Annotated in this window: 21 protein-coding genes; 5 read left to right on the plus strand and 16 right to left on the minus strand. The window is 67.0% G+C overall.

Annotated features, from left to right (window positions below; genetic code table 11):
* The first annotated feature begins 54 nt into the window (after positions 1-54).
* The 3 genes from ACO2Q5_RS11620 (at position 55) to ACO2Q5_RS11630 (ending at position 2540) form a co-directional block, all read left to right on the plus strand.
* Complete coding sequence (locus ACO2Q5_RS11620; RefSeq protein WP_423291140.1) at positions 55-1350, plus strand: amidase family protein; 1296 nt, start codon at positions 55-57, stop codon at positions 1348-1350.
* A gap of 84 nt (positions 1351-1434) precedes the next feature.
* On the plus strand, positions 1435-1959 hold the full coding sequence (locus tag ACO2Q5_RS11625; RefSeq protein ID WP_423291142.1) for a flavin reductase: 525 nt from the start codon (positions 1435-1437) through the stop codon (positions 1957-1959).
* Positions 1956-2540: a 3,4-dihydroxy-2-butanone-4-phosphate synthase gene (locus ACO2Q5_RS11630; RefSeq protein WP_423291144.1), complete on the plus strand. Its 585-nt coding sequence runs from the start codon at positions 1956-1958 to the stop codon at positions 2538-2540. The genes ACO2Q5_RS11625 and ACO2Q5_RS11630 overlap by 4 nt, the downstream gene beginning before the upstream one ends.
* Positions 2541-2688: 148 nt before the next feature.
* Here the strand turns inward: ACO2Q5_RS11630 and ACO2Q5_RS11635 are convergent, their stop codons facing one another.
* The 9 genes from ACO2Q5_RS11635 to copM all read right to left on the minus strand — a co-directional run bounded on the left by ACO2Q5_RS11635 (position 2689) and on the right by copM (position 11335).
* The gene (locus ACO2Q5_RS11635; protein ID WP_423291146.1) at positions 2689-3255 is read right to left on the minus strand and encodes a hypothetical protein; all 567 of its coding nucleotides are present in this window, start codon (positions 3253-3255) and stop codon (positions 2689-2691) included.
* A 12-nt stretch (positions 3256-3267) separates the two neighbouring features.
* Complete coding sequence (locus ACO2Q5_RS11640; protein ID WP_423291148.1) at positions 3268-4020, minus strand: SDR family NAD(P)-dependent oxidoreductase; 753 nt, start codon at positions 4018-4020, stop codon at positions 3268-3270.
* A gap of 35 nt (positions 4021-4055) precedes the next feature.
* The gene (locus ACO2Q5_RS11645; protein WP_423291150.1) at positions 4056-4790 is read right to left on the minus strand and encodes an SDR family NAD(P)-dependent oxidoreductase; all 735 of its coding nucleotides are present in this window, start codon (positions 4788-4790) and stop codon (positions 4056-4058) included.
* 22 nt (positions 4791-4812) lie between these two features.
* Positions 4813-5853 carry an ABC transporter ATP-binding protein gene (locus ACO2Q5_RS11650; RefSeq protein WP_423291152.1) on the minus strand — a complete coding sequence of 347 codons (1041 nt, stop codon included), beginning with the start codon at positions 5851-5853 and terminating at the stop codon, positions 4813-4815.
* 3 nt (positions 5854-5856) lie between these two features.
* A complete protein-coding gene (locus ACO2Q5_RS11655; RefSeq protein WP_423291154.1) occupies positions 5857-6867 on the minus strand; it encodes an ABC transporter ATP-binding protein in 1011 nt (336 codons plus the stop codon).
* A 3-nt stretch (positions 6868-6870) separates the two neighbouring features.
* Positions 6871-7878 (minus strand): ABC transporter permease, encoded by a 1008-nt coding sequence (locus tag ACO2Q5_RS11660; protein WP_423291156.1) that lies wholly within the window; start codon positions 7876-7878, stop codon positions 6871-6873.
* Positions 7878-8846, minus strand: a complete 969-nt coding sequence (locus tag ACO2Q5_RS11665) for an ABC transporter permease (RefSeq protein WP_423291158.1) — start codon at positions 8844-8846, stop codon at positions 7878-7880. The genes ACO2Q5_RS11660 and ACO2Q5_RS11665 overlap by 1 nt, the downstream gene beginning before the upstream one ends.
* A gap of 68 nt (positions 8847-8914) precedes the next feature.
* Entirely contained in the window at positions 8915-10594 is a 1680-nt protein-coding gene (locus ACO2Q5_RS11670) for an ABC transporter substrate-binding protein (protein WP_423291160.1), read from the minus strand.
* 447 nt (positions 10595-11041) lie between these two features.
* The gene (gene copM, locus ACO2Q5_RS11675) at positions 11042-11335 is read right to left on the minus strand and encodes a CopM family metallochaperone (RefSeq protein WP_423291555.1); all 294 of its coding nucleotides are present in this window, start codon (positions 11333-11335) and stop codon (positions 11042-11044) included.
* Between the two features lie 255 nt (positions 11336-11590).
* Here copM and ACO2Q5_RS11680 point away from each other — a divergent pair, with 255 nt between their 5' ends.
* On the plus strand, positions 11591-14065 hold the full coding sequence (locus tag ACO2Q5_RS11680) for a heavy metal translocating P-type ATPase (protein ID WP_423291162.1): 2475 nt from the start codon (positions 11591-11593) through the stop codon (positions 14063-14065).
* Positions 14062-14505, plus strand: a complete 444-nt coding sequence (gene cueR, locus ACO2Q5_RS11685) for a Cu(I)-responsive transcriptional regulator (protein WP_423291164.1) — start codon at positions 14062-14064, stop codon at positions 14503-14505. The genes ACO2Q5_RS11680 and cueR overlap by 4 nt, the downstream gene beginning before the upstream one ends.
* Before the next feature lie 8 nt (positions 14506-14513).
* On the opposite strand, the gene ACO2Q5_RS11690 is transcribed toward cueR, so the two are convergent.
* The 7 genes from ACO2Q5_RS11690 to ACO2Q5_RS11720 form a co-directional block, all read right to left on the minus strand.
* The gene (locus tag ACO2Q5_RS11690) at positions 14514-15203 is read right to left on the minus strand and encodes a GntR family transcriptional regulator (RefSeq protein WP_423291166.1); all 690 of its coding nucleotides are present in this window, start codon (positions 15201-15203) and stop codon (positions 14514-14516) included.
* A gap of 25 nt (positions 15204-15228) precedes the next feature.
* Complete coding sequence (locus tag ACO2Q5_RS11695) at positions 15229-16389, minus strand: alpha/beta hydrolase family protein (protein WP_423291168.1); 1161 nt, start codon at positions 16387-16389, stop codon at positions 15229-15231.
* A gap of 4 nt (positions 16390-16393) precedes the next feature.
* Positions 16394-17500 (minus strand): ABC transporter ATP-binding protein, encoded by a 1107-nt coding sequence (locus tag ACO2Q5_RS11700; protein ID WP_423291170.1) that lies wholly within the window; start codon positions 17498-17500, stop codon positions 16394-16396.
* Complete coding sequence (locus tag ACO2Q5_RS11705) at positions 17497-18585, minus strand: ABC transporter ATP-binding protein (RefSeq protein WP_423291172.1); 1089 nt, start codon at positions 18583-18585, stop codon at positions 17497-17499. Before ACO2Q5_RS11705 ends, ACO2Q5_RS11700 begins: the two co-directional genes overlap by 4 nt.
* A complete protein-coding gene (locus ACO2Q5_RS11710) occupies positions 18585-19496 on the minus strand; it encodes an ABC transporter permease (RefSeq protein WP_423291174.1) in 912 nt (303 codons plus the stop codon). Before ACO2Q5_RS11710 ends, ACO2Q5_RS11705 begins: the two co-directional genes overlap by 1 nt.
* Positions 19493-20458: an ABC transporter permease gene (locus ACO2Q5_RS11715; protein WP_423291176.1), complete on the minus strand. Its 966-nt coding sequence runs from the start codon at positions 20456-20458 to the stop codon at positions 19493-19495. Before ACO2Q5_RS11715 ends, ACO2Q5_RS11710 begins: the two co-directional genes overlap by 4 nt.
* A gap of 77 nt (positions 20459-20535) precedes the next feature.
* Positions 20536-22155 (minus strand): ABC transporter substrate-binding protein, encoded by a 1620-nt coding sequence (locus ACO2Q5_RS11720; protein ID WP_423291178.1) that lies wholly within the window; start codon positions 22153-22155, stop codon positions 20536-20538.
* Positions 22156-22201: the final 46 nt, after the last annotated feature.

Consider the following 22201-nt stretch of genomic DNA (forward strand, 5'->3'; position numbering starts at 1 on the left):
CGCAATTCCGGTTCGTTCCGGTGTTACCTGCCGGAAAGGACAGGAGACCCCGGAATGCCCCCATCCCCCGCCCCATTCTCAGACAGCGCCTGCCGGATCGCCGCCGATGTCGCTTCGGGCCGCCGCACCGCCGCCGCGGTGGCCGAGGCCGCGCTGGCGCAGGTTCAGGCGCGTGAACCGATGGTGCAGGCCTTCGAATATCTTGATCCCGCATTGGTGCGCGCGCAGGCCGCGGCAGTGGATGCGGGGGCCAAGGGGCCTCTGGCCGGGGTGACCGTGGGCGTCAAGGATGTGATCGCCACCTTCGACATGCCCACCGGTCACAACACTGCCCGCTACAGGGGGGTGCGGACCGGGGTGGATGCCGCCTGTGTCGATACGCTGCGGCAGGCGGGCGCGGTCATTCTGGGCAAGACCGTCACCACCGAATTCGCCGCCACGCAGCGCGGCGGCAAAACCCGCAACCCGAATGACCCCGCCCGCACCCCCGGCGGATCGTCCAGCGGATCGGCCGCGGCGGTGGCGGCGGGGATGTGTGCCATCGGCCTTGGCACCCAGACCGGCGGCTCCACCATCCGTCCGGCCTCGTTCAACGGGATCTGGGGCTGGAAGCCCAGCTGGAACGTGATGTCGCGCGAGGGGCTGAAGGTCTATTCGCTGACCTGCGACACATTGGGTCTTTATGCCAATGATGCGGCGGATTTCACGTTGCTGGCCGATGTCTTCGGTCTGGACCCCGCCCCCGTGCCCGACAGCCTGCAGGGTCTGCGGGTCGGAATCGCCTATGGTCCCTGCTGGCATCTGACAGAACCCCCGATGCGCACCGCGCTGGCCCGGGCCGCGGCGCTGCTGTCCGAAGCGGGCGCTGCGGTCAGCGAACCGGCTTTGCCCGAAGGCTTTGACGCCCTGCCCGAGGCCCATGGCAAGATCCTGTCCCGTGAAGGCCGTGCCGCCTTTCTGAACGAATATCGCGCGACCCCGGACAGCCTGCATGACGAGTTCCGCGCCATGGTGGAAAACCGCACCGGCCTGACCCCCGCCGACATGCGCGCGGCCTATGCCTTGGCCGACCGCTGCCGCGCCGGTCTGGATGCGCTGTTCGACAGCTATGATGTGCTGATCACCCCGTCCGCCTGCGGCGAGGCGCCTTTGGGGCTGGACAGCACCGGCGATGCCTCGATGAATTCGATCTGGACACTGATGCAGGTGCCGGTCGTCTCGGCCCCCGGGTTGCGCGGGCCGAACGGCATGCCCTTGGGCATCAGCTTTGTCGCGCGGCGCTATGCCGACCGCACCGCCCTTGCCGCCGCGGCGCTGGCCGGGCCGCTCTTGGCAGCGGCGGGTGAATAATCCTCAGCGCGGGCGATCCGAAAACTCACTAAAGTCCGGGCCGCCTGCCGCGCTAGGCTGGCCCGGCACCGCAGGAGAGACCGCATGACCGACGCCCCCGAACCCGCCACCCTGACACCGGCACAGCTTCCGCCGGTCGCGCGTGAGGTCTTTCGTGACGGCATGGCCTGTCTGGCCGGCGCGGTGAACATCGTCACCACCGACGGCCCGGGGGGCCGGTCGGGCTTCACCGCCTCGGCCGTCTGCTCCGTCACGGACCAGCCGCCGACCCTGCTGGTCTGCCTGAACCGGGGCAGTTCGGCCGCCGCCGCCTTCGCCGGGAACGAGGGGCTGTGCGTCAACACCGTCGGGCCGGATCATCACGATCTGGCCATGCTTTTCGGCGGCAAGACCCCGATGGCCGACCGTTTCGCCGCCTCGGCCTGGCACAGCGGCGCCAGCGGTGCCCCGGTGCTGGAAGGCGCCGTCGTGTCCTTCGACTGCCGGATCGCGCAGCGCCACGTCGTCGGCACCCATGAGGTGATGTTCTGCGAGGTCGTCGGTGTGGAAACCCGACCCGGTGCCGCCTCGGTCTGGTTCGGGCGCCGGTTTCATGAGCTGAGGGCATGACCATGGGGCTGATGAAACAGCAGTTCACCCCCGCAGCCGCCCGCGCGCTGGCCGATCTGGCCGCCGCCCGGCCGGTGATCGTGACCGGCTCCACCTCGGGTGCTTTCGTGATGATGGATGCCGCCGCCGTCACCCCGGACTGGATCAACCTGATGGCCGCCCGGATGCGCGGGCTGATCGGGCTGGCCATCCCGCTGCGTCAGGCAGATGCGCTTGGCCTTGGGCTGCAACCGCGGCGCGGCCGGCAGGGTGGGCCGCTCTACACCGCCTCGATCGAGGCGCGGCTGGGCATTTCCACCGGCATTTCGGCGGGTGACCGCGCACTGACCATCCTGACCGCCGTGGGCGGCAGCCGCGATGACATCGTCACCCCCGGCCACGTCTTCCCCCACCTGCCCGAGGGCGATCCGCGCGGCATGGCCGATCTGGCGCTGCGGCTGCTGGCGCTGGCCGGTCCGGCCAAGGGTGCCGTAACCTGCGTCCTGCTGGACGACACCGGAGAGATTGCGGACACCACCCATGCCACGCATCTGGCCGCCGAACTGGGGCTGGCCTGCGTAGCGGCTGACGACGTGATCTGACCCCCCGATCCGCGAAGATAACAGGGGCACCGTTCCGCCGGTGCCCCCTCTTTCTTCCTACCCCCTTCATCTGTTCATAAATATCCTGCGGGGAGGTCCGGAGGGGTGCAAAACCCCTCCGGCGCGTGGTGCAGGGCGCGATGCCGGTTCAGGCCGCCACCTGCACATGCGCACGGCTGCGCATCAGGGGCTGCACCTTCTGGCCGAACACATCCAGCCCGGTCTCATAATCGTCAAAGGACAGCATGATCCCCTTGGTGCCCGGCACCGCGGCCATCTCGTCCAGCATCCGCGCCACATTGGCATAGCTGCCGATCAGCGTGCCCACATTCTGGTTCACCCGCCCCGCGGGCAGGTTGATCCGTTTCGAGGAGGAGGTCGCCTCCGCCTTGGTGTCGCGTCCGCTCTGCTCGGCCATCCGCGCCACCAGCGCGGGCGGCAGGCTGAGGATCCCGGCTGAGGCGAAGAGCTTGGCCGATTTCGTCTGTGCGGCCAGCGCGGCGGTCAGCGTGAAACACTCCAGACAGCCGTCCCAATAGCCGGTCTTGCCGCCGAATCCGCGGAACTTGATCATCGAGAGGCCGAAGTTCAGCCCATACTCCTCGATCTTGCGCACGACCCGCAGGTTCATGTCGAAGGTGGGGTCGTACTGCGGTGTCGCGGTCGAGATCATATAGCCGTTGCGCCCGTTGGGCAGGAAAACTCCGATATCCATTGTCCTGTCTCCTCAGACCATGAAGGCGCCGCCGTTGACGTGCAGCGTCTGGCCGTTCATGAAACTCGCCGCATCCGAGAGCAGCATCACGGTGACCGAGGCGACCTCGTCTGCGGTGCCCATCCGGCCCGCAAGGCTGCCCTTGACCAGCGTGGCCAGCTGCTCCTCGCTGTAGCCGCCCCGCGGTTGCGCGGTGTCGATCACGCCGGGCGCGATGGCATTGGCGCGGATGTTCAGCGGCGCCAGTTCAATCGCCATGTCGCGGGTCAGGGACACGATCCCGCCCTTCGACGCCGCATAATGGGCCGAGTTTTCCCAGCCCTGCACCGCCAGCGAGGCCATGGAGACGATGGCGCCCTTCGGTTCTGCGGCCGCTTTCACATGGCGGGCGAAGGCCTGGCTCAGAAAGGCGGTGGCCTTCAGGTTGACCGTCAGCGTGGCGTCCCACATCGCCTCGGTCAGGTCCAGGAAGGGCGCACGGGGGTAGATTCCGGCATTGTTGACCAGAAGGTTTAGCCCGCCCAGCCCCTCGGCCGCGGCGGCGACCATCGCGGGCAGGGCGACGATCTCGGACACATCGCCCTGCACCAGCACGGCTTTGCGGCCCATGGCGGCGATCTCATCGGCCACCGCCTGCGCCGCGGCGGCATCATCAAAATAGTTCAGCGCCACATCGGCCCCTGCCGCCGCCGCGGCCATCGCCACCGCCTTGCCGATGCCCTGCTGCGCGCCGGTGACCAGCAGCTTCAGTCCGTCCAGTTTCATCATTCTGTCTCCAATTGTGTCTGCGGGACCGGCGGTCACAGCATGTAGTGGCCGCCGTTCATGTTCAGGGTCGCGCCGAGGTAGAAGCCGCCCTCATCCGCGGCGAGGAGCAGGGCCGAACCCGCCACCTCCTCGACCCGGCCAAGGCGTTTCAACGGCAGTTGCGCGACAATGGCCGCCACCACTTCGGGCGGCAGGCTGGCGACAAGCGGCGTGTCCACCGGGCCGGGGTTCAGGCAGTTCACGGTGATACCGTCGCCCGCCACCTCATAGGCCAGCGCCTTGGTCAGGCCGATGACGCCCGCCTTTGCCGCACAATAGGGCACCATCCCGGGCGAGCCCTTGTGGGCAAGCTGCGAGGACAGGTTGATGATCCGCCCCCATCCCGCCGCGCGCATGGCGGGCAGCACTGCCTGACACATCAGGAAGGTGCCGGTCATATGGACGGCCAGCATGCGGTTCCAAAGGTCCAGCCCCACCGCCTCGATGGGCGCGATCTCATCAATGCCGGCGCAGTTGACCAGAATGGTGGCGGGACCAAGCGTCCTGTCCAGCGCCGCCACGGCGGCGGTGATCCCGGCGGGGTCGGTCACATCGCAGCTGGCAAAAGCCCAGTCTCCGGGCGGCAGCGCGCCTTCGGGCATCTCGGTGGCATGGTCCAGAATGCCGACCTTGGCGCCTTCGGCCAGATAGAGCGCGGCAATGGCAAGGCCGATGCCGCTGGCACCGCCGGTGATCAATGCGGTGCGTCCGGTCAGTTTTCCGGGCATGGTCAGTCCTTTCGGAGAAGGGTCAGGCAGCCGAAAGGCCCACCGACAGGATGCGGTCAGAGATTTCGCGGAAGCGGGCGAACTGGTCGGCGCCCGCGCTGGCGCCCTCGGCCACCTTGTCGTGGTTGATGCAATGCACCAGATGGCGGGGGGCCGGATAGGCCGAGGGCGGGCGCGCAGCCTGACAGGCCACCTCGACAAACGGACAGCGCGAGGCGAGCGGACAGCCCTTGGGCAGGTCTACCGGGCTGGGGATCTCGCCCTCCAGCTTCAGCCGGGGCGGGGCCTTCAGGCTGGGATGCGGCAACAGGACCGAAGCCATCAGACCCACCGAATAGGGATGCCGCGGGTTGTTGAACACATCCGCCGCCGCCCCCGTCTCCATCACCGACCCAAGATACAGAACGGTGATCCGGTCCGACAGGAACCGCACCGTGGATAGGTCGTGCGAGATGAACAGATAGGCCGTCTCCATTTGCCGTTGCAGCCGGATCAGCAGGTCCACCACCTCGGCCCGGGCGGTGGGGTCCAGCGCGGAAGTGGGTTCGTCCAGGATCACCAGATCGGGCCGCGTCATGATCGCCCGCCCGATGGCCGCGCGCTGCAACGTGCCGGGCGACAGGTCGGCGGGCAGGCTTTCCGCCTGCTCCATCGTCAGGCCGATCAGGGTCAGCACCTCGGCCAGCCGCGCCTCCCGCTCGGTCCGCGACAGGCCCGCGTATTTCAGCGGCTCCATCATCGCGCGGCCCACCAGATGGCGCGGGTTGAAGCTTTCGGCAGGCTCCTGAAACACAAACTGGATGCGCCCGCGCACGCCCGGGCTGCGGATGTCATGGCCGGGGCGCAGCAATTGCCCGTCGAACTGGATCTTGCCCTCGGTCGGGTCAATCAACCCGGCGATGCAGCGCCCGACCGTGGTCTTTCCCGATCCGCTTTCGCCGACCAGCGACAGGGTCTCGCCCTTTTCCACCTCCAGCGTGATGCCGTTCAGCGCCTGCACCACTTTGGACGAGCCGGAGATCGGAAAGTGTTTCACAAGGTTCTGGACACTCAGGATCGGCATGGCTCAGCCCTCCACCGGGAAATGGCAGCGCACGCGGCGGCCGGGCGCGGTTTCGCGCAAGGCGGGCCGTTCGGTCAGGCAGCGGTCCTGCCGCCTTACGCAGCGGTCGGCAAAGCGGCAGGCGGGTTTCACCCCCGCCGGCAGCGGTTCCGCGGTCCAGCGGGCGCGCATCTCTTCGCTATGGGCGAAGGCCGCCAGCAGAAGGATGGAATAGGGGTGCTGCGGCCGGTCGAAAAAGGCATCGCGCGGCGCCTCTTCCACCACCTCGCCCCGGTAAAGGATCACCAGCCGGTCGCTGAAATGCGCGGTGATCGCAATGTCGCGGGTGATGAACAGCCCGGCCACCCCCTGTTCGCGCACCAGCGCCTGCAACATCTCCAGCACCTGAAGCTGCACCGTCACATCCAGCGCCGATGTCGCATCGTCCGAGATCACAAGCTCCGGCGTGCAGGCCAGGGCGATGGCGATGACCACGCGCTGCGCCATCCCGCCCGAAAGCTCATGCGGCCAGGCCTTCATCCGGCGTTCGGGGTCGGGGATCGCCACTGCCTTCAGCATGGCCAGCGCCCGCGCCTCGGCCTTGTCTTTCGGCAGTCCCAGATGGTGGCGGATCACATTGGTGATCTGATCGCCCACGGTCAGCACGGGGTTCAGCTCCCGCCGCGGGTTCGACACGATCAGCGCGATGTCGCGGCCGGGACGGACGGGGCTGTCATCTTCGGCAATGCGGGTGATGTCCTGCCCGCGATAGGCCAACGTTCCGCCGGTCAGCCGCCCGTCGCCGGGGATATTGCCCAGAATGGCCCGCGCCAGCAGCGTCTTGCCCGCGCCGGTTTCGCCCACAAGGCCCACCATCTCACCCCCGCGGATGGTCAGGTCGATGCCGTCCAGCACCACCTGCGGCGGGGCATCGTGACGGGGATAGGCCACGGTGATGCCGCGCAGGTCCAGAACAGGCGGGGCGGTCTCGGCAGTGATCGGGGTAGACACGGGAAGGGGGGTCATGTCGGTCATGGCCTAGCGCGTCCTTGGGTCCAGCGCGAAATACAGAAGATCGACGATCAGATAGACGACCAGTGACAGCACGGCGGAGAAGAGGACGAAGCCCAGCACCGGGTTGATGTCCGCATTCAGCACGCCCGCCACCGCATATTGCCCCGCGCCCCCCCAACCGAAGACGATCTCGACCAGCACGGCCGATCCGATCAGGAAGCTGAACAGGACCGAGACGATGGTAATGATGTTCGGGGCCGAGGCGCGGATGGCCTGTCGCCGCACCATCTTTTGCGGCAGCCCGCTCATCCTTGCGTAGCCGATGAAATCGGAGGTCAGCGCCCGGTCCATGGTGGATTGGGTGATCTTCAGGATCGGCCCGGCATTCACCAGACCCAGCGTCAGCACCGGCAGGAACAGGTGCGACAGGGCCGAGAAGAACACATCGAAGTTCCGCCCGATCAGCGCGTCGATCAGCAGAAAGCCGGTCACATTCTGCGGCGGCAGCATCATGATCGAATAGCGGCCCAGGGGCGCGGGCGCGATCTGCAGGATCGAGTAGAAGACGAAGATCAGCACGAGGGCCAGCCAGAAATCCGGCAGCGCGCCCGCCAGAAGGCCATAGTAATCTGCCACCTTGCGCAAAGGTCCGCGCGGCCGCATGGCCGAGGAAACGCCCAGCGGAATGCCGATCAACAGCGCCACGATCAGCGACAGCACCACCAGTTCCAGCGTGGCCGGAAAGCGTTCCAGAAGATCCGACAGCACGGGCCGGGCCGTCTGCCACGACATGCCCAGATCGCCCTTCAGCACGTTCTCCATATAGATCAGGAACTGCTGCACGACTGGCTGGTCGAGGCCCATTTCGGCGCGCAGCTTTTCAACCGCCGTGGCGGTGGCATTCGGCCCCAGCATCAGCACCGCCGGATCGCCGGGGATCAGCTTGATCAGGAAGAAGCTGATGAAGACGATCCCCAGCAGTTGCGGGATGACGAACAGCAGACGCTTTCCGATATAGAGCGCAATGCGCATCACGCGGCCTCCTGCGCGGCGGGTGTGGATGGGCGGCGTGCGGCGGCATCGCGCCGCAGCTTGCGCCGGGCGGCGGGGTCGGCCAGCACCTCGATCGAGGCGCCGATCAGCGCGAAGGCAAAGACTGTCAGCCCAAGCGCCAGCCCCGGAAAGACCGAAGGCCACCATTGCCCGGTCATGACGCTTTGGTATCCTGCGGCGATCATCGCGCCCCATTCCGGGGTGGGCGCGACCACGCCTGCGCCGACAAACGACAGGCTGGCCGTGATCAGGATCGACCAGCCGATGTTGATCGACAGCTGCGACAGCGCGGGCGCCATGGCATTCGGCACCACATGCCGGGTCAGGATCGTCAGGTCAGAGGCGCCGGCGACATAGGCCGCCTCGACAAAGCGCATGCCGCGCAGGGTCAGCACCTGCGTTCGCATCAGCCGCAGGTAGATGGGCGCGTTGACGAAAGCGATGGCCGCCACGATGGAGCCGATGGACTGCCCAAAGACCGCGACAAGGCAGATGGCGAAGACGAAGACCGGGAAGGCCTGCAACACATCGGCCACCCGCATGACGCCGGTGGCAAACAGCGCCTGCCAGCGGCGGCGGCCTTCGTAGAATCCGACCAGCGCGCCCAAGGGCGCCCCGATGGCCGCAGAAACGACCGTGCCCAGCAGCGCGATCATCAGGTCGATCCGCGGCGCATAGATGATGCGGGTGGCAATATCCATGCCGGTGTTGTCCGTCCCCATCCAATGCGACCATGACGGCGGCAGCAGATAGGACGACGGATCCGCCCGGACCGGGTCATAGGGGCTGAGGACCGGGGCGAAGATCGCCAGCAGGATCAGCAGCAGGACCGCGACATAACCAAGGGCAAAGCCCGGGCGAGTAGCAGCCACATCGCGCATCAGACGCCAGACCCCGCCGCCGGTGTGGCGGGCTTTCGGCGCGGAGAGGGTTTCGGCAGGGTGCATCGTCCGGGTCCTTCGGGCGGAACGGAGGGGGCCGCCCCCGCGTGCGCGGAGACGGCGGCCGGTCGGGATCAGGCGTAGCTCAGATCCTGAAAGCGCAGGTTGTTGGCCGTGTAGTAGACGAAGCCCTGCACATTGGATCGGCGCGCGATGGTGTAGTTCGGGTAGGAGACGAAGACCCACGGCGCCTCTTCGCCGACGATCTTCTGCGCCTCGGCCATCATGGCGAACCGTTCCGCATTGTCGGCCGACAGCGAGGCGGCCTTGATCAGCTCATCCACGCGGTCATTCTTGTAATTGCCGTAGTTCGAGAAGGTGGCGCTGTCGAAGTAAAGCTGCATCGAATAGCCGGGGTCCGGGCACCACGGCGTGTCCGAGAAGAAGATCATCGGCTGCGTGCGTCCCGACACCTCGTTGAAATAGGTGCCAGCGGGAATCTTCTTCAGCACCGCCTCCACCCCGATCTCGCGCAGCGCGGTCTGGTAGAGAATGGCCATCGGTTCCTGAATCGGATCGCCCGCATTATAGGCCAGCGTCGTCTCGAACCCGCCGCCCAGACCGACGCTGTCCAGCAGCGCCTTGGCCTTGGCCAGATCGGCCTTGTAGATCTCGGCCGAGGGGTCGAAGCCCGGATAGATCGACGGCATGGCGCCGGTCATCGCGCTGGCCCGGCCGCGGTAGATGGTGGCCAGCACCTCCTCTTTGGGGAAGGCATAGTTCATCGCCTGCCGCACCTCGACCTTGTCGAAGGGCGCGAAGGCGGTGTTCAGCTCGATCCAGAACATGGGCGAGGCTTTGACCGTCTCGATGGCCACATCGGGCACCTGCGCCAGCTGCTCGAGTTCCAGCGGCTGCAGGATCAGTGCCAGATCCACCGCACCGCCCTGCAACAGCGAGGCGCGGGTGGCAGAGGTCGGCACCTCCTTGTAGATGATTTGGGTGATCGCCGGGACGCCGCCCCAGTAGTTTTCGTTCGCCACCAGCGCGATCTGCTGGCCGCGGGCCAGCGCGCCGATCTTGTAGGGGCCGAAGCCTGCGGACTCGTTGGCGATGAAATCGCGGGCCCAGGGGTCCTCGGCCGTGGCCATTTCCTTGCATTTGATCGAGTCGAAGATGTTGTTGTACAGGTTCAGCTGCAGCTTCATCAGCAGCGGGTTGGCCTGCGGCAGCTGGAACCGCACGGTATAGGGGTCGACGGCGACCACGTTTTCCGGCCCGCTCATCCCCAGAAGCTTGGTGAAGAACCCGCCGATGGCGCCAAGGGCGAATTTCCGCTCCCAGGTCCAGACCACATCGGCTGAGGTCAGTTCGTTCCCCCAGTTGGACAGCACGCCCTGCCGCAGCTTGAATTCGGCCCAGGTGCCGTCTTCGCCCACGGTCCAGCTTTCGGCCAGCTTGCCCACGATCTTCACATTGCCGGGCAGGTCGGGATAATCGGCCACATCCTCGCGCCGGACGGTCAGCATTTCGGGATCTGGGATCACCTCAAAGGCGATCAGGCTGTCGTAGAGGCAGCCGATCACATCCACCGTGCCCAGCGATCCGTCGAATTCGGTATCCAGCGACTGCGGTGTGGCGGGGGCGGCCACGACCAGCGGCTTGCCCTGCGCAAAGGCCGGGTCCAGCCCTGCCAGCGAAAGGCCAAGGCTGGTGGCGCCGGCGGCAGCGGCAAAGGTGGCGGCCCCGGACAGCAGGAACCGGCGGCGGTTCAGGCCGGGCGTCCTGTCATCGGTCATGGCATCGTCCGTCATGGCAAAAGATCCCTGTTGCGGCAGGGACACCCTGCCGGAGACAGGCCGGAGGCCCGGCCCTGTTGTTTCATTGGTCTTTTTGGTGCGCCGCTGACCTGCCCTGACCCGGTTTCATGTCCCGGCCGGGCTGGTCGTGGCGATGAGGTCAACTTGCGGGGGGGCGGCGCTTTGCGTCAATTCCCTTCCGCCGCCCGGGGGGCTGAGAAAACATTCGCGGATAGCTCATCTTTTCTCATCATCATAATGAATTGAAAAATAATGAGAAAATTTCGTCTGTCATGGGTGCGGGCGCGCCGCTGCCCCACAGACGGAAAACGGGCGGACCCACGGCCCGCCCGCTGCGCCTGTTCCTTTGGCGCCGGTGTCTCATTCCTATGCATTGCGCGGACGGCACAGTCGCTGCGACTCTGCGCCGTGCGGGCGTTTGTCGGGGCTGTGGCCGCGCGGTTACAGCCCGCGTTCTGCCAGCCACGCCTTCATCATCGCGATCTCTGCCTCCTGCGCGGCGATCACCGCCTCGGCCAGTTTGCGGATTTCGGGATCCTTGCCATAGTCCAGCTGCACCTTGGCCATGGCCACCGCGGCCTCGTGATGCGGGATCATGCCGCGGACGAAATCCACATCGGCATCGCCGGTATAGGGGATCATCATATCGGCCATCATCTTGTCCATTGCGGCGGTGTAGCCCTGCACCGCCGGATTTCCGGCCAGTTCGGGGGCTATATGGGCGGAATGGTCCATGCCGCCCATGCCCTCCTGGGCGAGGGCAATGCCACCGGCAAGAACGGCGGCCAGCGCGGTCAGGGTCAGGGTGCGGGGTTTCATCGGGATCCTCCTTGATGCCTGATGCCCCGGATAAGGCTTCCCACTGTTGGAGGGTCAAGCACACTTCGCTGTGATCCTGTGCTGCAAAAGACCTGAGGGGGGCCCCTTGACCTTCCCATGATGGGAAGCCTTATCTGCAACTGCGGACAGGTTCTGGAATGGAGGTCCGCCATGGACGGGCAATCGAACAGCGCTGCACAGGCCGGCCGGATCACCCTGCCGGTGGAAGGGATGACCTGCGCCTCTTGCGTGGGGCGGGTGGAGCGCGCGCTGAAGGCGCTGCCCGGCGTGACCGGGACCGCCGCCAATCTTGCTACCGAACGGGTGGAGGTGACCGGCCCCGCGCTGGACCGGGCGCAGATCGTGCGTGCGATCGAGGCCGCAGGCTATGACGTGCCCGCCCCGCCGGTGGAGCTGGCGGTGGAGGGGATGACCTGCGCCTCCTGCGTGGCACGGGTGGAAAAGGCGCTGGCCGCGGTGCCGGGTGTGACCTCGGCCGCGGTCAATCTGGCCACTGAACGCGCCACGGTGGCGGGCACCGCCGATCTGGCCGCGCTGCTGGCCGCGGTGGAGCGGGCAGGATATGACGCGCATCCCCTCAGTGCCGCGGTGGAGGACGCCACCGATCAGCGCCGCGAGGCGGAGGTGGCCGTATTGCGCCGCGACCTGTGGATCGCCGCGGCCCTGACGCTGCCGGTCTTCGTGCTGGAGATGGGGTCGCATCTGATCCCCGCGCTGCACATGTTCATCATGGACACGGTCGGGATGCAGACCAGCTGGCTTTTGCAGTTCGTCCTGACGACGGCGGTTCTGCTGGGGCCGGGGCTGCGGTTCTACCGCAAGGGCCTGCCCGCGCTGGCGCGTCTGGCGCCCGACATGAACAGCCTTGTGGCCGTGGGCACGCTGGCCGCCTGGGGCTATTCGGTGGTGGCGACCTTCCTGCCCCGCCTGCTGCCCGCGGGCACGGTGAATGTCTATTACGAGGCCGCCGCCGTCATCGTAACGCTGATCCTGCTGGGCCGGTATCTGGAAGCGCGTGCCAAGGGCCGCACATCCGAGGCGATCCGGCGGCTGGTCGGCCTGCGCCCTGCCACCGCGCGCGTGATCCGCAACGAGGCGGCGACTGAGGTGCCGCTGGCCGAGGTGCGCCCGGGTGACCTTTTGGCCGTCCGCCCCGGCGAACGCATCGCCGTGGACGGAACCGTCACCGAGGGCGCAAGCTGGGTCGATGAAAGCATGATCTCGGGTGAGCCTTTGCCGGTGGAAAAGACCGCGGGCACCGCGGTGACCGGCGGCACGGTGAACCAGACCGGCGCCTTTATCTTCCGCGCCACCGCCGTGGGCGAGGCGACGATGCTCGCGCGCATCATCCGCATGGTGCAGGAGGCGCAGGGCGGCAAGCTGCCGATCCAGACGCTGGTGGACCGGGTGACCCTGTGGTTCGTGCCCGCCGTGATGGCTTTGGCCGGGCTGACCTTTGCGGTCTGGATGATCTTCGGCCCCGATCCCGCGCTGACGCTTGCGCTGGTGAACGGCGTGGCCGTCCTGATCATCGCCTGCCCCTGCGCCATGGGGCTGGCCACGCCCACCTCGATCATGGTGGGCACCGGGCGGGGGGCGGAACTGGGCATCCTCTTCCGCAAGGGCGAGGCGCTGCAGAGCCTGCAATCCGTCCGCACCGTGGCTTTTGACAAGACCGGCACCCTGACCGAGGGGCGCCCCGCGCTGACGGATCTGGTGCTGGCCCCCGGCTTTGACCGCGGCCCGGTGCTGGCCGCGATTGCCGCGGTGGAGGCAAAGTCGGAGCATCCGATTGCGGGGGCGATCCTTGCAGCCGCGCAGGCCGAGGGGCTGGCCCTGCCTGCGGTGGCGGAGTTTGCCGCTTTGCCCGGTTACGGTGTTCAGGCCACCGCGGATGGACAGGTGGTGCAGATCGGGGCGGACCGCTACATGCGGCAACTGGGGCTGGATCCGGCGCCCTTTGCCGAGACCGCCGCCCGGCTGGCCGATCAGGGCCGGACGCCGCTTTATGCTGCCATCGGTGGCCGGCTGGCCGCGGTGCTGGCTGTGGCCGATCCGGTGAAAGCGACAACCCCCGCCGCGATCCGTGCGCTGCATGATCTGGGTGTGAGGGTCGCCATGATCACCGGCGACAACCGCCGCACGGCGGAAGCCGTCGCCCGCAGCCTTGGCATCGACGAGGTCGCGGCCGAGGTGTTGCCCGAAGGCAAGGTTGCCACCCTGCGCCGCCTGCGCGAGGCGGGGCCGCTGGCCTTTGTCGGCGACGGGATCAATGATGCCCCCGCGCTCGCCGCCGCGGATGTGGGCATGGCCGTGGGCACCGGCACCGATATCGCCATCGAAGCGGCGGATGTGGTCCTGATGTCCGGGCGGCTGACCGCGGTGCCGCAGGCGATTGCCCTGTCGAAGGCGGTGATCCGCAACATCCGGCAGAACTTGTTCTGGGCCTTTGCCTATAACGTTGCGCTGATCCCGGTGGCGGCGGGGGTGCTGTGGCCGCTGTGGGGTGTCCTGCTGTCGCCCGTCTTTGCCGCGGGGGCCATGGCGCTGTCGTCCGTCTTTGTCCTTGGCAATGCGCTGCGCCTGCGCCGCTTTGCCCCCGTTTCCGTGGGAGAACCGTCATGAACATCGGCGAAGCGGCCCGCGCCTCGGGCGTGTCGGCCAAGATGATCCGCTATTACGAATCCGTGGGCCTGATCCCGGCTGCGGGGCGCACCGCGGCGGGCTATCGGGTCTATTCCCAGACCGAGGTGCAGATCCTGCGCTTCATCCGCCGCGCGCGCGATCTGGGCTTTGCCGTGCCGCGGATCGAGGAGCTTCTGGCGTTGTGGCAGGACCGCGGGCGCCACAGCGCCGATGTGAAGCGGCTGGCGACCGAGCAGATCGAGGGGTTGCAGAGCCGCGTGCAGGAGATGCAGGCGATGATCGACACGCTGCGCCATCTGGCCGATGCCTGCTGCGGCGATGACCGGCCCGATTGTCCGATCCTGTCGGATCTGGGTCAGGGCCAGCCCCCCGCGCCAGTCCCCCGCCTTGCCCGGGCGCGGCTCAGGGCTTCGGGCTGACAGCCAGGTCAGCCCGGCTCATCCTCCGGGGAATAGGTCCAGTTTCCGGCGATCACCGCCGGCTCCGCCTCCTGGCTGATCCGCCGGTAGGTCGCGCGCGAGGACAGGAGATGCGCCTTCATCGCCGCCTCGGCCCAGTCCTTGTCGCGCGCGGCCAGCGCATCGACCACATCTCCATGCTGGCGGTTGCTGCGGATCAGCTCTCCCCTTGTCCAGTTGTTGAAGGTCGGGCTGACCACCGGCTTGCGCGCGACCATGTTCACCAGATCGGCGAACATCGTATTGCCGCCCTGCCGCCAGATCACCCGGTGGAACTGGGCGTTCAGGTCGCGGTAGGCCCGGCGGTCGGGGTCCTCCATCTGCACGAAATGCTCCATCCGGTCGTGCAGATCGTGCAGGCGGTTTACGAAGTCATCATCGGCAAGGGTCACGGCCATGCCTGCGGCAATGGGCTCCAGCGCGGCGCGGGCGGTGAAGATGTGGATCACCTCGTTCGGGTCCAGATCCACCACCACGGCGCGGCGATAGGCCTCGCGCCGGATCACGCCTTCGGCCTGAAGCCGCCGCATCGCCTCGCGGATGGGGGTGCGGCTGACACCCAGGCGGGTGGCCAGTTCACTTTCGGGGATCGTGTCGCCGCCGATATAGGCGCCCTCGGCGATCAGGGCACGGATCTTGGCGTAAATGTCATCGGCCATGGCGCGTCTCTGTTGCGGGCATCCACTATCCGAAATTCCGCGCGGCCAGCCAATCGGAAACCATGCCGCTGGCCTGCGCCAGTTCGGCGGGCTGGTTGACGAAATAATGGTTGGCGCCGGGCACCAGCTGGAACGTCTTGTCGGTTGAGGCCGCTGCGGCAAAGATCGCCGCGGTGTGCGGCTGCGGCACGGCGTCATCCGCCCCGCATTCGATGGCCAGAAACGGCACGCTGACATCCCGCGCCGTCACCAGCGAATTCGCCCGGCTGTGCGCGGGCGACCATTGCGACAGCCAGCTGCGCAGGGTGGAGATGCGCCCCAGCCCCACCGGCCCGCTGTTCACCGTCTCGGGGTGGCCCAGATAGGTCCAGCCGGGGCGGCGGCCGTTCGGGTCGATCGTGGGGTCCAGAAAGCGCGGGTCGGCCATGGTGCGATGGGTGACGAAGACCTGCTCCACCTCGGCCCCGCCGCGGCGACGGAGCGTGTCCAGCCGGTCCAGCACGCGGCCGGTGATCCGTTCCATCCGGGCCGCCTGCGCCGCGCGATAGGCGGCCAGCCGGGCGGGCGGGAAACTGCCCGCCCCAGTGGCCGAATCCGGCGCATACAGGTCCAGCGCCGGATCGCGGTCGTCGGGGTTCAGTTCATCCCGCAGGGACGGGTCCAGCCAGTCCTGCAACAGCCCTGCGCGGGACGCATGGGCGGCAAGGTTCAGCACTGCATCCGCCGGGATCAGCCCCTCCATCGCCACCGGGTCTCCGGCAGGGGTTTCGGTGATCGTGGGCCGCTCGGCCTGCGCCTGATAGAGCATGGCCAGCGATCCGCCCCCGCTCCACCCGCACAGCACCACGCGGTCATAGCCCCAGTCCTGCCGCGCGGCGCGGATCCAGGCGCCCATGTCCAGCACGACATTTTCCATGATCAGGCTGGTGTCGTTGCGCTGATAGCGGCTGCCCGCGCACAGCACGTGATACCCCTGCCGCGCCATCGCCTGCGGCAGCGGCAAAAGCTGCAGGGTCGAGGCCGGATGCATGAAGACGAGCAGCGTTTTCGCCGTCCGTCCCGCGGGGTGGATCAGCACCCCCTCCAGATGCGTCAGCCCCTGCGAGCCGTTGAAACCATAGGTTTCGGTAAAGGCGCGCTGCGCGGCAAAGGCCACATGTTTCCAGTCGAAGATCAGCTCTGTCATCGGATCATTCCGCCGTTTCCGCCAGAATTCCGGCATCGGCTGTTTCGGTCACCTGCCCGGCGCGGGGCGCGGTCAGTTCGGGGTGGGCGCGGGCGGCGCGGTCGTCATGGATATGGCAGCGCACCCTTTGGCCACCGGGCTGCTCGGCCAGTTCCGGCTCCACCGTGCGGCACAGGTCGGTGACATAGGGACAGCGCGAGGAGAAGCGGCAGCCCGGCGGCACCGCCATGGGCGAGGGCACATCGCCCCGCAGTTCCACCCGTTCGGGCGCGGTGCCCGCCTCCATCCGCGGGATCGCGGCCATCAGGCGCTGGGTATAGGGGTGCAGCGGGCGGGCCAGCACATCCTCGGCCCGACCTTCCTCGACGATGCGGCCCAGATACATCACCGCCACATGGTTGCAGATATAGCCGACGGTGGCGATGTCATGCGAGATATAGAGGACGGCCAACCCCAGATCGCGCGACAGCTCGTCCAGAAGTTCCAGCACACTGGCCTGAATGGACACGTCCAGCATCGACACCGGCTCATCCGCCACGATGAACTTCGGCTCCAGCACCAGCGCACGGGCAATGGCGATGCGCTGCCGCTGGCCGCCGGACAGGTCGGACGGATAGCGGTCAAGGTTGTCGGCCGCCGGAATCCGCACCAGATCCATCGCGCGGATCACTTTCTGCCGCCGCTCGGCCGGGGTTCCTATGCCATGGATAACCAGCGGCTCTTCGATGATCTGGCCGATGGTCAGCCGCGGGTTCAGGGATGAATAGGGGTCCTGAAAGATGATCTGCGCCTGACGCCGGTAGTCTTTCAGCGCCCGCCCCTCGGCCGCGGTGATCTCGGCCCCGCGATAAAGGATCTGCCCGCCGGTCGGCTGATACATCCGGACCAGGGTCATCCCCAGCGTGGACTTGCCGCAGCCGCTTTCTCCGACAAGGCCTACGATCTCCCGCTCGCGCAGACGCAGATCCACGCCGTCCAGTGCGCGGGCAACCGGCGGCTTTGTCCCGGCCAGCGCGCTGAAAATGCCGGTGCGGCCCTGAAAATGCGTCTTCAGATCCCGCGCCTCGATCACGGCGGGGGCGTCAGGCGGAATGGGGGGGCGGTCGGTCATGCGGACCCCTTCAGGCTGCGCCATGTTTCCGGCTGCGCGGCGGCTGCGCGGAACTCCTCGGCGCGGTGGGTGAAATGGCAGGCGGCGGATTGCGCGCCCATCTGCACCACCGGCGGCACCACATTGCGGCAAAGGTCAGTGGCAAAGGGGCAGCGCGAGGCGAAGCGGCAGCCCGGCGGCGGCAACAGCAGATTGGGCACCACCCCGGGGATCGAGATCAGCGGCTGGCGCGGCTGGCCCGGCACCGGCAGGCGCGGAAAGGCGTTCTGCAACCCCATCGTATAGGGGTGCAGCGGCCGGTCCAGCACGGCAGTGGTCGGACCGCTTTCCGCGACCTTGCCCGCATACATCACCACGGTGTTTTCGCAGGTTTCGGCCACCACGGCGATGTCATGGGTCACAAGGATCATGCTGCGTCGCATATGGGCATGGATGCCGCGGATGCGGGCCATGATCTGCGATTGCATGATCGGGTCCAGCGCGGTGGTCGGTTCATCCGCCAGCAAAAGCCCGGCGTTCAGTGCCAGAGCCATGGCAATCACCGCGCGTTGCCGCATCCCGCCGGAGAACTGGTGCGGAAACTCGCGCAGCCGCGCCGTTGGCAGGCCCACCAGCGCGAACATCTCTTCCGCCCGCGCCCATGCGGTGGCGCGCGACACCGGTTCATGCGCGCGGATCGCCTCGGTGATCTGGTCGCCGATGCAATAGACCGGGTCCAGCGCGTTCATCGCACTTTGGGTGATCAGCGCGATCCGGTTCCAGCGCACATCTCGCAAACCGTGGTCGTCCAGCCCCAGCACATTCTGCCCGTCCAGAAGTGCAGTGCCGGTGACGTGGGCACTGGCGGGTTGCAGGCCCATCAGCGCCTTGACCACCGTGCTTTTGCCGCAGCCGCTTTCGCCCACCAGTCCCAGATTTGTGCCGGCGGGCACCTCGAAGGCCACATCCTCGACCGCGCGGAACCGGCCGCGCAGGGTGGAATAGCCGATGGACAGTCCCTCCACCTTCAGATGCGCCGCGGGTTTGGCGGCAAGGCGGCGGTTCAGCGCCGAAAGCTCGTCCCCGGTGCGGGTCATGGTGGCCATCAGCGCCCCCTCAGTCGCGGATTGGTCTGTTCCTCATAGGCCCGGCCGATGAGGTAAAGCGCCGAGACCAGCATCACCAGCGCCAGCGAAGGCGGCACCACCCACCACCACGCGGTGCGCAGATTGCCGCTGGTGAAGGCGGTGTTCAGCATCTGGCCCCAGCTGATGACCGTGGGGTCGCCCAGACCAAGAAAGGACAGGCTCGCCTCGGTCAGGATGGCAAAGGCCACGGACATGGTGACCCAGAGGAACACCACCCGCAGGATATTGGGCAGGATGTGGCGCAGGATGATGTGCAGATGCGAGGCCCCCGCCGCGCGCGCCCATTTGACATAAATCCGCTCACGCTCCGTCAACACCGCCGAGCGGATGATCCGCGCGCCGTTCCGCCAGAAAAGAACGGTGATCACCAGAATGATATTCTCGATACTGGGGCCCAAGAGTGCCACCGCGACAATGGAAAAGGGCAGCGTCGGGATCGACAGCGCGATGTCGGTGATCCGCATCAGCGTGTCATCCACCAGCCCGCCGAAATAGCCCGAGATCACCCCGAAGACGGTGGAGATGAAGCCCACGGCCACCGCCGCCACCAGCCCCACCAGAAGGGCGACGCGAAAGCCATGCAGGAACTGGCTCAGCACATCATTGCCAAAGGCGGTGGTGCCCAGCAGATGTTCGGCGGAAGGCGGGCGCAGCCGGGCCAGCCGCCCGGTCTCGGTCATCATGGCCTTGAACGGGTCATGCGGGGCCAGCATCGGCGCGAAGATTGCCATAAGAACGAACAGGACCAGCACGGTGAGGCCCGCCACAGCAAAGCTGTCGCGCATCAGGAGCCGCAGCGACTCGCCTGCGGCAGACCATGCGCTGCGGCCCCGGATCAGGCCGGTGTCGGAAGGGTTCACGCCGCTCATTTATAGACCACCCGCGGATCGAGTTTGCCGTAGACGAGGTCGGCCGCCAGATTGGCCAGCACGATCATCACGGCCAGAAGGAAGAAGGCGGCCTGCGCCAGCGGGTAATCCTGCCGGGTGACGGCCAGCACCAGTTCGCGCCCGACGCCGGGCCAGCTGAAGACGATTTCGATGACGACGATCCCGGCGATGGTTTCCGCCAGTGCGGGAAACAGCCATGTGATCAGCGGCAGCATGGAATTGCGCGCCGCATGCCAGGCCACCCGTCGCTGCGGTACGCCCTTGGCCCGGACCAGTTCGATGTAATCCTCGGTCCGGTTCTCGACCACGCCGGAGCGCATCAGGAGCAGGTTCTCGGGCAGGAAGTAGATGATGACGGCGATCAGCGGCAGCGTCAGATGGTGCAGAAAATCCAGCGTCATATAGCGGGCAAAGCCCGTCGTCTCGCCCGGGTCGCCCATGCCGAAGCCGGGAAACCAGCCCAAAGTGCTGGAAAACACCGTCAGAAGCGCGATGCCGATGACGAAGTTTGGCACGCCGCGGATGACGGTGGCCATGAAGATGCCCGAACGCTCCAGCTTGCCGCCGCGTTTGGCCCAGCCGACGGCGGTGCCGATGGCTGCCCCAAGCGCCGCACCCAGAAGAAGGCCCGGAACGGCGATCCACAGGGTGTTGACGATCAAGGGCGTCAGCACCTCCCACACCGGCTTGCGGTAGAGGAAGGACGAGCCGAAATCCCCGCTGAGAAGATTGGCCAGATAGGCGACATACTGGTCCCAGAGCGTGCCGGTCAGGCCCCATTCTTCCAGAAGCGCCTGCCGCGCCTCCTCGGTCAGGCCGCGTTCGACCAGCACCGCGGTCGGGTCCGCGGGCATGACGCGGAACATGAAGAACATGATGGTCGTGACGGCCCAGACCACCAGCACGCTTTGTGCCAGACGGCGAAGGATATAGGCGCGCATGGGAAACCCCGGCTGGCTGCGGATGCAGGCGGCGGAAAGGCGGCCGGCCCCGGAGAACGGGACCGGCCGGGCGGCGGTTACTTCTTCGGATAATGCAGGCGGCCCTGCGCATCCCAGCCATAGCCTGCCGCTTCCAGCGCGGCACGGGCAGCCTCGACGTCGAAGCCGATCTCGGGCAGGTCGGTATTGTACCACAGCGCCAGCTGCTTCGGCACCGGGCCTTCACCCGCGGGCACGGCAAAGCCCAGCCAGCCTTCGACCGCGGCACGTTCCTTGGCGGTGGCCATCCGCAGCGCCTTGCGGAAAGCGGGATCGGTGAAGGGTTCCTTCTGGTTGTTCAGCCAGATCAGCATCGACCCGTGCGAGGGGATTTCCAGGAAATCCAGATGCTCGTTCTGGTCGGCCAGATCGCTCATTGCGGCGACGGGCAGAACCATCGTCGCAATGTCGCCCTTGCCATCCAGCATGGCCGAGCGGATCGCATCCGCCTGACCCAGAGCCAACCGCCGCACCCCGTCATAGGCGGGCGCGTTGAAATGGGCGGTGTGGGTTTCCAGCTCATGCACTTCGTTCACGCGCCAGGTCTTGAACTTGAACGGGCCGGAGCCGATGACCACGCCATCCGCCACCACATCGCGGGCGACGAAATCGCCGGTGTAATCCGCCCAGATATGTTCGGGCAGGATGAAGGCATAGGGCAGCACCGTGGTCACGAACGAGGCATCCGGTGCCTTCAGCTTCACGTTGAAGGTCAGATCGTCGATCTTTTCCGCCCCGGCCAGATTGGCGATGCGCGACGACATGGCGGGCGGCTGGAGCTCCACCACCTTGTTCAGGGTGAAGACGGCATCATCGGCGGTGACCGGCTCTCCGTCATGGAAGGTCATGCCTTCGCGCAGGGTGATCTTCACCGTGGTCGGATCGGTGAATTCCCATGCGCTGGCGGCCCAGGGCACCGTCTCGCCCGCCGAATTGTTCTTGGCAAAGGTGTCATAGACGAAGCGCAGCCAGCCCACGGCGCCTTCTTCGGCCATCGGGTTGTAGGTGGTCACATCCTCATAATGCGCCCAGTCGAACCAGCGGTCATCGGTCAGCGGCCGGGCCGAAAGCCACGGGTCCACCAGCCCTTCATGCGCGGCGACCGGGGCGGGAGAGGTCACATTCTCCCATTTGTCGCTGTTCCAGACCATGCCGTAGACGGTGTTCGTTGCGGGCCACCACGGCATGACGTCATAGAAATACTGCTGCGCGGCCTTCACGGCCTGCACCCGCTCGCCCTGGTCGATCAGCCCGCGCTGGTCCTGCACCATCTTGGTATAGGCCTCGTCGCACCATTTGGCGCCGTTCCGCCGCGCCCCGCAGGCGCCCAGATCATGCAGCCAATAGGTCGGGTCCACCCGGTCCGGGTCGGCCCCCACGGTGAAGACGGCCATGTCTTCCAGCCCGCCGCCGACCATGATGTTCGAGATGAAGGTGCTGAACTGGACCGGCTGCATCTGGAATTCCAGCCCCAGCTTGGCCCATTCCTCGGACAGGACGCGGGCCGATTGTTCATACATCGGCCCCATGTCGGCGGCGTAATAGGCGATCTGCAGCGGCGGCACGGGTTCACCCAGATCCTGCGCCATGGTGTGGGGGGCAAGCGCGGTCAAGCCCGCAGCCAGCCAGACGGGCATCCCCCTGACAGTGTAGGTCATTGTTTTCTCCTCCCGGCACCGGCCCGTTTGCCTGACGCGGCAAGAC

It is taken from the genome of Neotabrizicola sp. VNH66 (assembly GCF_049445895.1).
Classification (GTDB): domain Bacteria; phylum Pseudomonadota; class Alphaproteobacteria; order Rhodobacterales; family Rhodobacteraceae; genus Pseudogemmobacter.

Excerpts from the sequence above, each read along its gene's own strand:
- ACO2Q5_RS11690 (WP_423291166.1), bottom strand. The coding sequence starts at position 15,203 with ATGGCCGATGACATTTACGCCAAGATCCGTGCCCTGATCGCCGAGGGC.
- ACO2Q5_RS11705 (WP_423291172.1), bottom strand. The coding sequence starts at position 18,585 with ATGGCCACCATGACCCGCACCGGGGACGAGCTTTCGGCGCTGAACCGC.
- ACO2Q5_RS11660 (WP_423291156.1), bottom strand. The coding sequence starts at position 7,878 with ATGCGCATTGCGCTCTATATCGGAAAGCGTCTGCTGTTCGTCATCCCG.
- ACO2Q5_RS11640 (WP_423291148.1), bottom strand. The coding sequence starts at position 4,020 with ATGAAACTGGACGGACTGAAGCTGCTGGTCACCGGCGCGCAGCAGGGC.
- ACO2Q5_RS11655 (WP_423291154.1), bottom strand. The coding sequence starts at position 6,867 with ATGACCGACATGACCCCCCTTCCCGTGTCTACCCCGATCACTGCCGAG.
- cueR (WP_423291164.1), top strand. The coding sequence starts at position 14,062 with ATGAACATCGGCGAAGCGGCCCGCGCCTCGGGCGTGTCGGCCAAGATG.
- ACO2Q5_RS11700 (WP_423291170.1), bottom strand. The coding sequence starts at position 17,500 with ATGACCGACCGCCCCCCCATTCCGCCTGACGCCCCCGCCGTGATCGAG.
- ACO2Q5_RS11710 (WP_423291174.1), bottom strand. The coding sequence starts at position 19,496 with ATGAGCGGCGTGAACCCTTCCGACACCGGCCTGATCCGGGGCCGCAGC.
- ACO2Q5_RS11650 (WP_423291152.1), bottom strand. The coding sequence starts at position 5,853 with ATGCCGATCCTGAGTGTCCAGAACCTTGTGAAACACTTTCCGATCTCC.
- copM (WP_423291555.1), bottom strand. The coding sequence starts at position 11,335 with ATGGACCATTCCGCCCATATAGCCCCCGAACTGGCCGGAAATCCGGCG.
- ACO2Q5_RS11620 (WP_423291140.1), top strand. The coding sequence starts at position 55 with ATGCCCCCATCCCCCGCCCCATTCTCAGACAGCGCCTGCCGGATCGCC.
- ACO2Q5_RS11645 (WP_423291150.1), bottom strand. The coding sequence starts at position 4,790 with ATGCCCGGAAAACTGACCGGACGCACCGCATTGATCACCGGCGGTGCC.
- ACO2Q5_RS11665 (WP_423291158.1), bottom strand. The coding sequence starts at position 8,846 with ATGCACCCTGCCGAAACCCTCTCCGCGCCGAAAGCCCGCCACACCGGC.
- ACO2Q5_RS11630 (WP_423291144.1), top strand. The coding sequence starts at position 1,956 with ATGACCATGGGGCTGATGAAACAGCAGTTCACCCCCGCAGCCGCCCGC.
- ACO2Q5_RS11625 (WP_423291142.1), top strand. The coding sequence starts at position 1,435 with ATGACCGACGCCCCCGAACCCGCCACCCTGACACCGGCACAGCTTCCG.
- ACO2Q5_RS11715 (WP_423291176.1), bottom strand. The coding sequence starts at position 20,458 with ATGCGCGCCTATATCCTTCGCCGTCTGGCACAAAGCGTGCTGGTGGTC.
- ACO2Q5_RS11680 (WP_423291162.1), top strand. The coding sequence starts at position 11,591 with ATGGACGGGCAATCGAACAGCGCTGCACAGGCCGGCCGGATCACCCTG.
- ACO2Q5_RS11635 (WP_423291146.1), bottom strand. The coding sequence starts at position 3,255 with ATGGATATCGGAGTTTTCCTGCCCAACGGGCGCAACGGCTATATGATC.
- ACO2Q5_RS11720 (WP_423291178.1), bottom strand. The coding sequence starts at position 22,155 with ATGACCTACACTGTCAGGGGGATGCCCGTCTGGCTGGCTGCGGGCTTG.
- ACO2Q5_RS11670 (WP_423291160.1), bottom strand. The coding sequence starts at position 10,594 with ATGACGGACGATGCCATGACCGATGACAGGACGCCCGGCCTGAACCGC.
- ACO2Q5_RS11695 (WP_423291168.1), bottom strand. The coding sequence starts at position 16,389 with ATGACAGAGCTGATCTTCGACTGGAAACATGTGGCCTTTGCCGCGCAG.